Here is a 12,748-nt window from a genome sequence, read left to right as displayed (position 1 = left end):
AGTAAAAGTAAAAATTAGACAGGAAACAACAATCAAGAACTGTTGCGTTTATCAAGGTCCAACGGTTTTTCACCAGCCTTCAGCGCCGCCTTCGCAAGCAAGTGCGCAGCAATGGGCGCCGTCAGCACGAAAAACACCAGTGTTACGAGACATTTGATCCATAAGACAGTATCAGCCGTTTGCAGCATCAGCGCGATCAGCAAAAGACCGGAGCCGGCGGTGCCGGCCTTTGAGGCTGAATGCGTGCGACTGAGCAGGTCCGGCAGTCGCAAAAGGCCGAGGGCCGCGATCAGCGAAATCAACGCTCCGGCCAGCATCAAGAAGGCGGTGACGGCCATGATGATCGAATCAGCCATCCCGGCTACTCCTGTCCGCACCGGGTTGTCCCTGGGCCTGCTCACTATCCGCCTCATTGCGGCCGGTCACGTAGATATACCGAGCAAATGCGGCAGTTGACAGGAATCCGACCAGCGCCAACGCCAGGGCGATGTCGATATAGAGGTCGAATCCGGTCTTTATGGCGATCAGCGCAATGAACCCGATGGCGATGGCGACAAGTTGGTCCAGAGCCAACACCCGATCGGCCACAGTCGGCCCGGCAATGACTCGAATGACGGTCAACAGCATGGCAAGCAGCAGCATCGCCAGACTGGCATGTACCGCCAGGGAAAAGAACGTTGCGACAGTCATGCGAAAGCCTCCCTTATCAGGCGCTCGAATCCCTCGGCGATATCGCGGCGGGCGGCATCTGGATCGGAACAGTCAATGGCATGCACGGTCAGGATCTTGCGGTCCGCGGACACATCGACGGTCAACGTGCCGGGCGTCAGGGTGATCAGATTGGCAAGCAGCGTGATCTCGAAATCTCGCGTAAGTGTCAGCGGGAAATGAAACAATCCAGGGTTTATCGACAGTCTGGGCGACAGAACCAGCTTGATAACCCTAAAAACCGATAGGGAAAACTCACGAAGAAAAACCAGAAGCAGCTTTAGCACCCTAAAAATCCGGATGCCGTAACGGAGGCTGCCTCTCTTGGGCGGAAACAGCGACAAAAGCAGCGCTCCGACCAGCAGGCCAAGCCCAAAACCACCGGCAGACCAGTGACCGGTTGCCGCCATCCAGACGACGGCGAGCGCAAGATTGGCTGCTGGCAACGTCATGGTTGTGGCTCCCCGAAGACGGACCGGATGTAGGTTTGCGGGTTCAGCAATCCATCTGCCGCCTGCGCCGAAACCACGGCCAAGGGCTCGGGCCACAGGCCGACGAACACGACGAGGCAGGTCAGCGCCGTCAGGACGCAGATTTGCAGGCCGGGCAAACTCACGGCCTCAGCTTCATCCGGCGCGGGCCTCCAGAAGGCAAGCAGCAGAATGCGCCCCGCCGCAAATGTCATCAGGAAGCCGGAAAGCAGGATCGTTGCTGCAATCAGCCAGCTTTCCTGGGCAAGGGCGGTGCGCACCAGCATCGCCTTCGGCCAGAAGCCGGAAAATGGCGGTAAGCCGGATATGGCGAACAGCAGCACCATGGCGAGCGCGGTCAACAGCGGGAACCGCCCATAAAGGCCCCAGACGCGGTGCAGGTCAAAACCGGCCGCCGCCCGACCGACCAACCCCGCGAGAAAATAGAGCGCTGCCATCACCACCATCGAGTGAAGCATGTAGAACACGGCGGCAGACAGGGCGTCTTGCCCGCCAATCGCCAGACCAGCCAGCATCACGCCGATACCGCTAATCACCCAATAGCCAAGCAGGCGCCTTATGTCGGAACTTGCGATCGCACCGATCGATCCGGTCAGCATCGTCAGGATCGCCACAGCCCAGATCAGTGGCCGCAGCGCCTCCCCCTGCTCCGGCATGATCATGACCAGGACCCGGAAGAGCGCATAGACGCCGACCTTGGTCAGCAAGCCGGCAAACAGCGCCGACACGGTGATGCGTGGGGTGTGGTAGGAGGCCGGCAGCCAGAAATTGACGGGAAAAGCTGCGGCCTTCATGCCGAAGGCGGCCAGATAGAGGGTGGCGAGTGTCATCAGCGGCAAACTGCCGTCGTCCGCCGCTACCTTGGCGGCGATATCGGCCATGTTGAGGGTGCCGAAAATGGCATAGATGTAGCCGGTCGCGATAAGAAACAGTGTCGTGGCGACGAGGTTCAACAGCCCGTATTTCATCGCTCCGTCGATCTGCTCGCGCTCGCCACCGAGGACCAGCAGGCCGAATGACGAGATCAGCAGGACCTCGAACCAGACGTAGAGATTGAAGATGTCGCCGGTCAGAAATGCACCCGACACCCCCGCCAGCAGAAACATCAGGAACGGGTAAAATCCGTATCGCCTTGTATTGGTGTCGATGTCGGACAAGGCGTAGATGCTGCCCGCCAGCGCAACCACAGCAGCCGTCAGAGCCAGAAGCGCACCCGCAACGTCGACGCTGAAGGCAATGCCGAATGGCGGCAGCCAGCGACCGAGTACCATGGTCATCGGCCCCTGGGTCGCGACATGCCACAACAAGAAGGCATCGAGCGCGACGAGGCACGCAAGTGCTCCGATGGCAACCGGAGTATGCCAATGGATTTGGCGGCGTATCATGGCAAGAGCTGCGCCCGTAACAAGGCAAAGCACGACCGGCAGGATCGCCAGCCAGCTTACGGCTGGAATGTCGGACACGAACACCTTTGCGAGGTCGGTTATTGCTTCTGTCGGCATGGCCAAAGGTCAGTACTCCAGCGGCGGCATCGGCAGATCCGCCGGCTCGGCAAAACGCATCGTTTCGGTATCGTCGGTGCCGAGTGACTGCCAGGCGCGATAGGCAAGAACCATCAGGAATGAGAAGAACGAAAAGGAGATCACGATCGCCGTCAGGATCAGTGCCTGCGGCAGGGGGTTGGCGGCATTTGCGGGCAGCGTATCCGTGCCGGAGATCACCGGCGGCACTTCGCGGGTGATGCGTCCGGCCGTGAAGATCAGCAGGTTGACACCGTTGCCGATCAGCGCCACGCCGAGCATGACACGAATGATATGGCGAGACAGCATGAGATAGATGGCGGCCGCAAAGAACAGGCCCGAGAGAACTGCAAACGAGGTTTCCATCAATCGTCCTCTCTTTCTTCCAGCGCGAGAAGAATGGAGGAAAACGCACCGAGCACCACAAGATAGACGCCGATATCGAAGGACATCACCGTCGACAAATCAATGCCTGCCACCTTGAACCACAGGCCCGTCATGTAGGGCACGCCGTAAAATGCCGACACCAGGCCTGATATGGCCGACAGCGCGAGACCGGCGCCTGCGATCGCCAGCGGATGGACTCTCAACAGCCTGCGCCCGGCTGTCACGCCGAAGGCCAGAGCATAGAGCGCAATGGCGGATGCGCCGAGCAGACCGCCGATGAAGCCGCCGCCGGGCGCGTTGTGGCCGCGCAGCATGATGAAGACCGAGAAGAGCAGCATCAGCACGGTCAGGAACGGCGCCATGGTGCGCAGGATCAGCGAGTTCATGAGCGAGCGCCCTCCTCGCTATCGGGATCGTTGAAGCTGGCGGTCGGTTTTGCGGCGCGCAACCGGACGAGTGCCAGGATCGCAAGACCAGTAATGAGGACCACGGCAATTTCGCCCAGCGTATCCGTGCCGCGGAAGTCGACGATGATGACATTGACGACATTGGCGCCATGCGCCAGCAGTTTGGAGTGTTGCCCGAAGAAGGTGGACAATTCGCCGTTGAACGGCACCTCGACCGCACGGAGCAGGAAAAGCGTAAAACCCACCCCGCAGGCCACGGCAATCGTGCCATCCATCAGGATCTGCGGCACCGAGCGACGGTCTGTAATCTCGACTCTGAGCCGGGTCATGATCAGCGCAAGTATGATCACCGACAGCGTTTCGACCATGAACTGGGTGAAGGCCAGATCCGGCGCGCCAAACAGAAGGTAAAGGACAGCCACAGCAAAACCCTGGATGCCGAGCGAGACAATGGCGGTCAGGCGGCTCTTGGAAGCGAGCACAGCAAACAGACCGATGGCGGCCAGGCTGATGAACGCGGCCTCATGGAACTCCAACGGAGCCGACCCGCGCGGCCATGCGGGCAATTCGCCAAACAACACCATCGGATAGAGCAGGCACAGCGCGATGATCGCAAAGGTGATCGTCAGATAGATTTCAAGCCGCCCCGGCTGCAGGAACCTGCCGATGCGGAAACTCAGCCGGATCAACCCCGCGACCGCCTGGTCGAAACCGCGATCCGGGCCCCAGCCGATAGCCCGAACGCCGGCGTCTACACTAGCACGGACCCGACCGAGCGCCAGAAGTAGGAAAACACCAATCAGGATCGTCAGCATCGACAGCGCAAAGGCAGTGCTGAGATGGGGGATCGCCGAGATTGCCACTGTGATCCGAGACCCGGCTATGGCGGATGCCATCGGCGACGAAAAATAGAGATGCAGCGCCGATGCGCCAAGACCGGCGGCCAAACCCAGCACAGCAAGCAGCACGGGGCCGGCCATCAGCAACACCGGGCCATCATGGGCGTGGTTTGGCGTCTCCACCCTCGCCCCAAGGAACGGTTTCAGCGCGATCGCAAATCCCGCAGCGAACATCAGCGCATTGCCGGCGATCGCCACCACAAGCAGCAGCGTCGACCAGCCACCGCCGATCAGTGCCTCATAGATCTCCTCCTTGGCCATGAACCCGGCAAGCAGCGGCACACCGCCCATCGAACAGGCGGCCAGCAGGGCGGCGGCGAATGTCAACGGCATGGCGCGACACAGGCCGCCGAGGCGGGTGATGTCGCGTGTTCCCGCCTCGTGATCGATGACGCCGGCGATCATGAAAAGCCCGCCCTTGAACAGCGCATGCGCCACAAGATAAAGCACCGCCGCCTGCACCGCTCTTTCGGAGCCGATGCCGGTCAGCATCACCAGCAGCCCCAGCGAAGCGACCGTCGTATAGGCAAGAATCAGCTTGAGATCGGTCTGGCGGACCGCCAGCAGCGCGCCGACCAGCAGGGTTGTCGCGCCGAACACCGGCAACAGGACCTGCCACATCGGCAATTCCGAAAACACCGGATAAAGACGCATCAACAGGTAGACGCCGGCTTTGACCATGGTCGCCGAATGCAGGAAGGCCGAGACCGGCGTCGGCGCTTCCATGGCATTCGGTAGCCAGAAATGGAACGGAAACTGCGCCGACTTGGTAAACGCCCCCATCAGCACAAGCAGCAACGCCACTTCGATCAGCCAATGCTGCCGCAACCCTGCGCCGCCTGCGATCAAACCGCCGATGTCTGTGACGCCAGCCATCTGGCCCAGCATCAGCAGACCGGCCAGCAGGAACAGCCCGCCGCCGCCGGTGACCAGCAGCGCCTGCAATGCAGCCCGCCGGGAGGCGACACGCGCATGATCGAAACCGATCAGCAGGAACGAGGTAATCGAGGTCAGCTCCCAATAGACAAACAGCATCAGCAGGTTGTCGGAAACCACCACGCCCAGCATCGCCGCTGAAAACATCAGGATGAAGGAAAAGAACCGCCCCAGATGCGGATGACCCTTCAGGTAGCCACCGGAATAGAGAACGATCAGCGTGCCGATGCCCGAGATCAGCAGCGCGAAGGTCAGCGACAGACCGTCAAGCCGCCAGCTGAAATTCACTCCGAGAGACGGCGCCCAGGCAAAGCCGCCGGATACCGCCTGGCCGGACGCGATCGGTGGCAAATGGCTTGCAAAGATCAGAAACGGCACCAGCATGGTCAGGGCGAGCGGCCAGGCTGCATTGTGCCCCAGGCGTCGGACCAGCAGAGGCGCGATAGCCGCACCGGCTAGCGGCATCCAAAGCCCCGCCGTCGTCACCCATCCTGCTGCCAGATCCAACAAACCACCCTTTCGCGTTCCACCGCACTTCGCGCGCAATCCCCAAAAGCGGCGTCGCTTATGGAAAGAATCGCGCGCAGAACGAAAGCGCTGCGGCATCCTTTGTGCGTCTCCGGCGACGCACGGCGCTGTAGGAATAGTTGCAGCAACGCTGATAAGCCAGCCGTAAATGCGATTTTCCCGCGAAAATCGGCCTGCGCCGATGCTCGCAAGCCGGTTAAGACCGACGATCCATAACGTCGGCGTGATGATGATTTGAAGCTGCAGCGATTGCAAATCCAGCCGTGAAAGCCCATCTTTGCGACACAGGAAGGAGAGCAAAATGACAAGCAACAACAGCCCCGCCCAGCCGTCGAAATCTGAAGAGGAATGGATGCATTGCCTGACACCGCAACAGTATCAGGTCACCCGCCAGGGCGGAACCGAGCGGCCATTCTCAGGCCCCTACTGGGACAATCACGAACACGGAATCTATAGCTGCGTCTGCTGCAAGACACCGCTTTTCTCATCGGATACCAAGTTCGATTCAGGCACGGGCTGGCCCAGCTACTTCCAGCCGGTATCAAACGACGTGCTCAAGGAAATCCGCGATACCTCTCATTACATGGTCCGTACCGAAATCCGCTGCGCCGAATGCGACGCCCATCTCGGCCATGTCTTTCCCGATGGCCCGCCGCCGACCGGGCTGCGCTACTGCATCAACGGCCATGCGCTCGATTTCAAGAAGGCTTGAGGCGGATCCGGGGCCGCTGCCCTAGGCAGGTGACTGTACGATCGTGGTCAGCACCGCGGCATAATGAACGCCTGCGGCTGCGACCACGAAACCATGCCAGATCGCATTCTGGAACCGCAGCCTTTCCCAAATGTGAAAGATCACACCCAGCGAATAGATGACGCCGCCGACGAGGATCAGCACCAGCGTCGCATGCGAAAGTTCCGACAGTAGCCGCGACGCGAGAAACACGCCGCTCCAGCCCATTGCCAGATAGAGCAGAATCGCCAGCCGGTCGAACCGGCCTGGCAACGTGCATTTCAAGGCAATGCCGAAGCCTGCCACGCACCAGATTCCGACGAGATTGGCAAGCACCACGCCATCGGGCAGGCAAGCGACCAGGAACGGCGTATAGGTCGCCGCAATCAGCACGAAGATCGCAGAGTGATCGAAGCGCCTGAGCAACCATTTTACCGGCGACACCGGCCAGATGTTGTAAGCAAAGGAAATGCCGAGCGAGGCGACAAGCCCGATGCCGTAGATCCAGGCCGAGACTAACGCGCCCTTGCTGCCCCATACGGTGGCATAGAAAATGAGGGCCGTGACGGCGATCAGTGCGGCAACCACGCCGATGCCGTGAACGATGCCATCCGCGATGATCTCGCGTTTATCATATCGCCAGACGATGTTGTCCGCTTGCGCCATCCGACCCCGCCATACGTTCGAATGACATTTAAGCCATGCGAATGCCGCAGGATCAAGACCGGACATTGAACCGGCGTCACGTTCCGCGAATGCAATCCTCGCAGAGCGCGGCATAAGGAACCGCCCGCAGCCTCGCTTCGGAGACCGGACCACCACAGCGCGGGCAAATGCCGAACGTGCCCTTGTCCAGCCGGGCCAGGGCGGCGTCAATCGCCTTCAGTTCAGCAGATCCCGCATGCCCCATGCCCTCCAGCATCTCGTCATCCTGGAGTTCCACGGCGCGTTCGGACCAATCCGCGCTGGCCGGCTCGTCGAGATCATCCTCGATCCTGCGCAGACGCGCCTCCAGCTCGACCTTCCGGGCTCTCAACACCGTTTCAAAGTCAGTTCTTTCCTGCATCCACGCCTCCTATCGCGGCAAAGTGTTCGTGTTTATCGATCCACCAGAACCGAGCAATTGGCGTGGCGAACAACACGGTCAGCTGTGCTTCCCAGCAGATAATTTGACAGATTGGGCCTGTGTGAAGCGATGATGATCAGGTCGGCCTGCAGGTCGTCAGCGGTGGCAATGATTTCGCGCGCCGGCGAGCCGATCCGCACGACAATCTCGGCGTCCGCATCACACCTGCCGCTCAGCAACTTCAAACGATCTTCGGCATCCTTGACACTGGTATCAATGAAATCCGGTGGCAGGTCGATGGTCAGATAACCCGGGATGTTTTCCGCAACGTTGAGTAGGACAATCTCGCCGCCGGCGTCGAGAAGCGCCACCGCCTTCCTGAGGATTTTCTCCCCTTTGTCCAGCTGCCCCATTTCAACCGGAACGATAATTTTCCTGTACATCGCGCAACCTCCTGAGCCTTGTAACCCGGTCACGTTTATCTGGCAGCAACGGCGCCGCCTTGACCACGATCAATGATACACCCGAATCGTGTACAGAGGAATTTGGAGCACACTCCCGCCATGCGGAATCGTGCTTAGACGCGCAGGTCGACGCCCAAGGCTCGAATGTTTTCGAGATCCTGCTCGTATTTCCGATCGAACGCAGCCAGCAGCGCGACATCGGATATCTCCAGACGCGGATTGGGGTCGTCGAACGGGAACGATCGGATCAGCTTGGCGAGACGCCTGAGTTCGCTCTGGGAAAGGTGCCCCTCCAGCTGGGTGATGACTTTCAGACCCTTGATGCTCAGCGACGGCAGGACCTCCCGACGCAACTCATGTTCGGGAACATTCAGGCGAACACCGGGCGCTAGAAGTGTCAAGGCACGGGCGGGATCATCACGCAACCAGTCGTAGGTCCACACGGTAAGCCGCTCTGGCCCGACTGCCCGGGCGATATCTGAAACGATTTCCGTCCATCCACGCATCGGCGGCGAGAAACGACCTTGGTATTTCTCGAATGCCGGCGCCTTGGCGCGCGCTGCCATTTGCAGCCATGACGAGGTCAGATACTCCGGATAGCGGCGTACGGAGATGAAATAATGCACGTCATGAGGGCGGAGCAAACCGTCGAGCATGGCGACACGGGCGCCGGCCCGCGGATAGAGCCTTCGGGTGACGTAGTTTGCCGAAATAAGCCCAAGCAGGTTCTCATCCGATAAAATGAATGTCTCGCCCTTCGCATGCTGCTGCAGCAATGCGTCGAGGCGCTTTCGCAGATAGGGCCGAACCAACGGGCGCCAGACCGGATCGAACCACGAAAGGCGATCGAATGCGTTGGTGAAGTGCTTGCGGATCGTCCAGATACCCGCATAGCCAATTCCTCCGGCGGCAAGCTGCGCGCGGTTTTCACTAAGCTGGCTCTGGATAAAGGTCGTCGCCGTTTTGTGGACGCCGAGGTGACAATGAATTTTCATATCGCAAGCATTCCGGCTGGCAAGCATTCTCGTCGCAACGAGCCTAGGTGGCAATGCTCTCCGATCAGGACGAAGGATTGTCAACAGCAAAAGAAAGGCCGACGTATCGGCCGGCCCTGGAATTCTGGTCAGATTACTGAAACCGCCAGAGCAACACCCTTTGGGACGGGCGCATTGCGTTCACTCTGGTCAGAACAATCTCAGGTCGCCTTCTTTGGCGCCTCTGCCTCGATCTTTGCCTTGAGTGCAGTCCGTTCGGCCTTCAGCGCTGTGAGCTTGGACTTCGCGCTGGCGATCTCGGCCTTCACTTCCTTCAATCTCTTCCTCGCTCCAGCAATATCCGCCACGTCATTTTCTCCCTGTGAATATCAGATGCAGCACTGCAACCTTGGAAAATTGTCTTCCATATTGCTTTCTCGCGCCAGCATGGCTAAACGCTCAGACGGAACATAGTCCAGCGCCTATGACGAAACAAGTGCGCTGTTGGGCGCACCGCCAACCGCCGCGAACGCAAAATCAAGCAGCTATGCGGCAGGTCTCTTAGGCAGGACTGAACACCAGATGTGCCGTATGTCTATCATACCGGAGAGAGGATGGAGTTGACCAACCCGGTCTCAGTTTTGCCCCCAAGCGTGCAATCGCGTCCCGGTTTCGTGTGCCCATGGCGCGTTGTCATCCTTCCCCTCCACTGTATATCTCCCGCCTGATTTTCATCAGCCCCAAGAGCTCATGGCAAAAATCACCTTCATCATTCTTGCGCATGAAAACGCCGAACTTGTCAGCGATCTGGCGCGACTTCTGACAGGCTTCGACGCGCATGCTCATGCCGTCATTCATTACGACCTAAAGTCGCCGGCTGCAGAATTCTCAAAGCTGAAGGAACAGTTCGCCGGATCCAACCGTGTGCATCTTGTCCGCGAGCGAATCAAATGCGGCTGGGGCGATTTCAGTCTCGTCGAGGCAACCCTGCGGGCACTGCGATTGATCCGGGACAAGCAGATCGATAGCGACCGCGTCATGCTGGTCAGCGGTGTGTGCATGCCAATCAGGCCACTCGCCGAACTGTCGGCCTTCCTTGACAGTCATCCGGACCGGGAATTCATCGAGGCGTACGATTCAAGCTGGGTCAGCGGCGGAATGCGTGAGGACCGTTACCGGTACCACCACATCTGCAACCAGCGCAACCATCCCGCGCTGTTCAAAAGCCTGTACGTGACACAGAAGACTCTCCGCCTGAAACGCAAGCTGCCGCCAGGTCTCGTGCCGAGATTCGGCTCACAATGGTGGACACTGACCTGGTCGCTGTGCGCCAGGATGTTGGACTTTCTCGATAGAAACCCCGGCATCTACAAATTCTTCAAAACGACATGGATAGCGGACGAGCTGGTTTTCCAGACTTTGGTGTACCATTTCGTGCCCCCGGGAAATGTGACTGGGCACAGCCTCACCTTCTACCAGTTCAATGAAGGGGGGCTGCCACTGGTGTTTTCCGACAGGCATATGCCGCTGCTGGACAGCATACCGCGTTTCTTCGCGCGGAAGATCGACCCCAACGCCAAGACATTGCGTGTGGAGCTGTCCCGGCGGGCTCTTCAGACCTCAAATCCTGCATCGCCACTCCTTGAACCGCCCGTCAAATGGCGGCTTCCGCGGCGCGAGATCGCGGCCCGGAAATCCGTGTTGGAGCCAGGCTACAGCCGCCTGTTTGCCAACAATGGCAAAGAAGATCTGCCCGAGAGCCTGCTCGAATATGACCGCAGCTTTGTCGTCCTCTACGGTCCGCCATCCGTTACAGAAGCGGTGACCGACCAGATCAGAGGTCTGGCGGGCTACACCGTGCTCGGACGGATTTTCCAGCCTGGCGTTGTCAACTTCGGAAACAATATCAAAGACTTTCATGGCTTGAGGCCCTGCGAAGCGGCAATCCGCGACAGCTATCCGGCCAACTACCTGCGCCGGATCTTCCTGCGCTGCGCGGGCATCCCGGTCTTTGCGATGTCGCCGGGCGACCATCCCGAAATAGAAGCGCATTTCCTCCGGTCGCCAAAGGCAGCGGTATTTGCCGTGGCGCCCAGATTTCCCGATACGACATGGCGGGACCTGTACTGGCTGCTTTGCGGCTCCAAAACGCCGGAACGAGCTCCGGATGATCGGCAATCCCTCAACACGGACTTCGATCAGCTCGATGGCCCTATCGACACCGATGTCGAGATCAGGAACATGCTGGACACCATTCTGCAGTCGGAACGAACACCGATCAGGCGTGCCGATCTCGAGGCGGATCTGGCCGGCTCACATGGAAATTCCGCGGCGGCAATCCTTACCTTGTATGATATCGCCTCGGCGGCCATGCCGGCAGAATTGGGCGACGCGCCCGGCGCTCTGCCGATAGAATGGCGAAGCAATCTCAACCTGCCCGAAAACGGATCAACGCCCTGGAAGATCATCCCCGACCTCAAGCTGCGTCCTCGACAGCCGGAGAGTTCAGGAATCCGGCATGAATAGATCAGACATCAATCCCGTGCCGGAAGACCTGCCGTTGCTATCGACACGGAGCAGCGAAACCTCGTTGCCGGAAAGAGTCACTCACAAACGCGGATTGATGCCATGAAAGTTCTCAATCTGATTTTCTGGCAGTATGTCGGCTTCTGGAAGTACGTCTATTACCGCCTCTGGATGCGGACGCGCATCGACAATACCGCCAACATCAGACGCGGGGACGTTTTGCTGCTGGCCTGCGACAACACGTGGGATGAGCAGGTCCTGCATTTCTGCGACTACTATCGCAGTATTGGTGTCAGCCACTTTCTCTTCATCGACCATGGTGCGGAGCAAGAATGCTCCAAGATCTTCGCAACCAGAGACGATGTCTCGGTTTTCTCCGCAGCGGGTGGCCTCAAGCGTGCAGGCGATGGCTACGAGTGGCGCAATGTGATTCTCAGGCGCTTTGCGACACAGAATTTCTGCTTGCTCGCCGACCCCGGCGAATATGTCGTATGTCCTTTTGCCGAGGAACGAAAGATCGGTGAACTGGCCGATTTTCTCAAGAACGAGAAAAGGGTTTCGCTGTTCGGAACCCGCCTCGATGCCTACGCCCTCGATTCGGATAGGGCCACTGACGATAACGCGCAAACGCAAAACCCTTTCGAGCATTGCTGCTACTTCGACAAAGACGGCTACTATCATAAGGATCTTGGCGATGGGGTCGCCTCGGTCAAAGGCGGCCTGGCACTTCGCCTTTCCCACAAGCCGGACCCAGCTTCGTCACCAAATCTCAATCGAGTGGTGGGCGTGTGGTGGCGCTGGAACTATTGTTTCCACGACCGCGGCAGGGTGCTCAGGCCGCACAAGCTGATGCGCCTTTTGGACTTGAAAGGCGCAGTCGTTGCGGCGGCTGTTTTCAGGTTTCCTCAGATCGCTGCCAGGAAACCGAGCATGACGAATGAAGCGATGGTCCGCATATATGGCACGGAAATCGCCAACACCGTTGCGGAGAACAAGACGCTGTATCACGAGGGAGTCAGTACACGCTACGACTCTTCGGCCGACCTTCTGAAAACCGGAATTATTTCATCAGGCGACTGGATTTAGTATTCCAGGTATTATCAAGAAAGGAT

The 12,748-nt window shown here is 59.1% G+C and carries 15 protein-coding genes; 3 read left to right on the top strand and 12 right to left on the bottom strand.

The window, feature by feature from the left end:
* Window positions 1-32 precede the first annotated feature (32 nt).
* From mnhG to JJB09_RS03015, 7 genes are read right to left on the bottom strand one after another with little or no spacing between them, the layout of a single operon-like run.
* Window positions 33-356 carry a monovalent cation/H(+) antiporter subunit G gene (mnhG, locus tag JJB09_RS03045; protein WP_201652935.1) on the bottom strand — a complete coding sequence of 108 codons (324 nt, stop codon included), beginning with the start codon at window positions 354-356 and terminating at the stop codon, window positions 33-35.
* A complete protein-coding gene (locus JJB09_RS03040; RefSeq protein WP_201652932.1) occupies window positions 349-690 on the bottom strand; it encodes a cation:proton antiporter in 342 nt (113 codons plus the stop codon). The genes mnhG and JJB09_RS03040 overlap by 8 nt, the downstream gene beginning before the upstream one ends.
* Window positions 687-1,160, bottom strand: a complete 474-nt coding sequence (locus tag JJB09_RS03035) for a Na+/H+ antiporter subunit E (RefSeq protein WP_201652929.1) — start codon at window positions 1,158-1,160, stop codon at window positions 687-689. Before JJB09_RS03035 ends, JJB09_RS03040 begins: the two co-directional genes overlap by 4 nt.
* Entirely contained in the window at window positions 1,157-2,701 is a 1,545-nt protein-coding gene (locus JJB09_RS03030; RefSeq protein WP_201652926.1) for a Na+/H+ antiporter subunit D, read from the bottom strand. Before JJB09_RS03030 ends, JJB09_RS03035 begins: the two co-directional genes overlap by 4 nt.
* Window positions 2,702-2,710: 9 nt before the next feature.
* Window positions 2,711-3,085, bottom strand: a complete 375-nt coding sequence (locus JJB09_RS03025; protein WP_201652923.1) for a Na+/H+ antiporter subunit C — start codon at window positions 3,083-3,085, stop codon at window positions 2,711-2,713.
* Window positions 3,085-3,492 carry a Na+/H+ antiporter subunit B gene (locus JJB09_RS03020; protein WP_201652920.1) on the bottom strand — a complete coding sequence of 136 codons (408 nt, stop codon included), beginning with the start codon at window positions 3,490-3,492 and terminating at the stop codon, window positions 3,085-3,087. Before JJB09_RS03020 ends, JJB09_RS03025 begins: the two co-directional genes overlap by 1 nt.
* Window positions 3,489-5,813: a putative monovalent cation/H+ antiporter subunit A gene (locus tag JJB09_RS03015; protein ID WP_201654126.1), complete on the bottom strand. Its 2,325-nt coding sequence runs from the start codon at window positions 5,811-5,813 to the stop codon at window positions 3,489-3,491. The genes JJB09_RS03020 and JJB09_RS03015 overlap by 4 nt, the downstream gene beginning before the upstream one ends.
* Window positions 5,814-6,177: 364 nt before the next feature.
* Here JJB09_RS03015 and msrB point away from each other — a divergent pair, with 364 nt between their 5' ends.
* Window positions 6,178-6,588: a peptide-methionine (R)-S-oxide reductase MsrB gene (gene msrB, locus JJB09_RS03010; RefSeq protein ID WP_201652918.1), complete on the top strand. Its 411-nt coding sequence runs from the start codon at window positions 6,178-6,180 to the stop codon at window positions 6,586-6,588.
* A gap of 21 nt (window positions 6,589-6,609) precedes the next feature.
* On the opposite strand, the gene trhA is transcribed toward msrB, so the two are convergent.
* The 5 genes from trhA to JJB09_RS02985 form a co-directional block, all read right to left on the bottom strand.
* Entirely contained in the window at window positions 6,610-7,272 is a 663-nt protein-coding gene (gene trhA, locus JJB09_RS03005) for a PAQR family membrane homeostasis protein TrhA (RefSeq protein WP_201652915.1), read from the bottom strand.
* A gap of 76 nt (window positions 7,273-7,348) precedes the next feature.
* On the bottom strand, window positions 7,349-7,672 hold the full coding sequence (locus JJB09_RS03000) for a TraR/DksA family transcriptional regulator (RefSeq protein WP_201652912.1): 324 nt from the start codon (window positions 7,670-7,672) through the stop codon (window positions 7,349-7,351).
* Between the two features lie 32 nt (window positions 7,673-7,704).
* On the bottom strand, window positions 7,705-8,115 hold the full coding sequence (locus JJB09_RS02995; protein WP_201652909.1) for a universal stress protein: 411 nt from the start codon (window positions 8,113-8,115) through the stop codon (window positions 7,705-7,707).
* Window positions 8,116-8,249: 134 nt separating this feature from the next.
* Window positions 8,250-9,131, bottom strand: a complete 882-nt coding sequence (locus tag JJB09_RS02990) for a hypothetical protein (protein WP_201652906.1) — start codon at window positions 9,129-9,131, stop codon at window positions 8,250-8,252.
* Window positions 9,132-9,331: 200 nt separating this feature from the next.
* Window positions 9,332-9,478 (bottom strand): hypothetical protein, encoded by a 147-nt coding sequence (locus JJB09_RS02985; protein WP_201652903.1) that lies wholly within the window; start codon window positions 9,476-9,478, stop codon window positions 9,332-9,334.
* A gap of 382 nt (window positions 9,479-9,860) precedes the next feature.
* Between JJB09_RS02985 and JJB09_RS02980 the strand changes: the two genes are divergently transcribed.
* Window positions 9,861-11,636 carry a beta-1,6-N-acetylglucosaminyltransferase gene (locus JJB09_RS02980; protein ID WP_201652901.1) on the top strand — a complete coding sequence of 592 codons (1,776 nt, stop codon included), beginning with the start codon at window positions 9,861-9,863 and terminating at the stop codon, window positions 11,634-11,636.
* Between the two features lie 102 nt (window positions 11,637-11,738).
* Window positions 11,739-12,722, top strand: a complete 984-nt coding sequence (locus JJB09_RS02975) for a glycosyltransferase family 2 protein (protein ID WP_201652898.1) — start codon at window positions 11,739-11,741, stop codon at window positions 12,720-12,722.
* Window positions 12,723-12,748: the final 26 nt, after the last annotated feature.

It is taken from the genome of Phytoamicus setariae (assembly GCF_016722925.1).
GTDB classification, from domain to species: Bacteria; Pseudomonadota; Alphaproteobacteria; order Rhizobiales; family Rhizobiaceae; genus Rhizobium_E; species Rhizobium_E setariae.
The sequence above is the reverse complement of the archived record's forward strand: the minus strand, read 5'-3'. Positions and strand labels throughout refer to the sequence as shown.

What these genes read in the sequence shown, in the direction of transcription:
- msrB (WP_201652918.1), top strand. Translation starts at nt 6,178, where the DNA reads ATGACAAGCAACAACAGCCCCGCCCAGCCGTCGAAATCTGAAGAGGAA.
- JJB09_RS02975 (WP_201652898.1), top strand. Translation starts at nt 11,739, where the DNA reads ATGAAAGTTCTCAATCTGATTTTCTGGCAGTATGTCGGCTTCTGGAAG.
- JJB09_RS02995 (WP_201652909.1), bottom strand. Translation starts at nt 8,115, where the DNA reads ATGTACAGGAAAATTATCGTTCCGGTTGAAATGGGGCAGCTGGACAAA.
- JJB09_RS03020 (WP_201652920.1), bottom strand. Translation starts at nt 3,492, where the DNA reads ATGAACTCGCTGATCCTGCGCACCATGGCGCCGTTCCTGACCGTGCTG.
- trhA (WP_201652915.1), bottom strand. Translation starts at nt 7,272, where the DNA reads ATGGCGCAAGCGGACAACATCGTCTGGCGATATGATAAACGCGAGATC.
- JJB09_RS03015 (WP_201654126.1), bottom strand. Translation starts at nt 5,813, where the DNA reads ATGCCGCTAGCCGGTGCGGCTATCGCGCCTCTGCTGGTCCGACGCCTG.
- JJB09_RS03035 (WP_201652929.1), bottom strand. Translation starts at nt 1,160, where the DNA reads ATGACGTTGCCAGCAGCCAATCTTGCGCTCGCCGTCGTCTGGATGGCG.
- JJB09_RS03030 (WP_201652926.1), bottom strand. Translation starts at nt 2,701, where the DNA reads ATGCCGACAGAAGCAATAACCGACCTCGCAAAGGTGTTCGTGTCCGAC.
- JJB09_RS02990 (WP_201652906.1), bottom strand. Translation starts at nt 9,131, where the DNA reads ATGAAAATTCATTGTCACCTCGGCGTCCACAAAACGGCGACGACCTTT.
- mnhG (WP_201652935.1), bottom strand. Translation starts at nt 356, where the DNA reads ATGGCTGATTCGATCATCATGGCCGTCACCGCCTTCTTGATGCTGGCC.
- JJB09_RS03025 (WP_201652923.1), bottom strand. Translation starts at nt 3,085, where the DNA reads ATGGAAACCTCGTTTGCAGTTCTCTCGGGCCTGTTCTTTGCGGCCGCC.
- JJB09_RS03000 (WP_201652912.1), bottom strand. Translation starts at nt 7,672, where the DNA reads ATGCAGGAAAGAACTGACTTTGAAACGGTGTTGAGAGCCCGGAAGGTC.
- JJB09_RS02980 (WP_201652901.1), top strand. Translation starts at nt 9,861, where the DNA reads ATGGCAAAAATCACCTTCATCATTCTTGCGCATGAAAACGCCGAACTT.
- JJB09_RS03040 (WP_201652932.1), bottom strand. Translation starts at nt 690, where the DNA reads ATGACTGTCGCAACGTTCTTTTCCCTGGCGGTACATGCCAGTCTGGCG.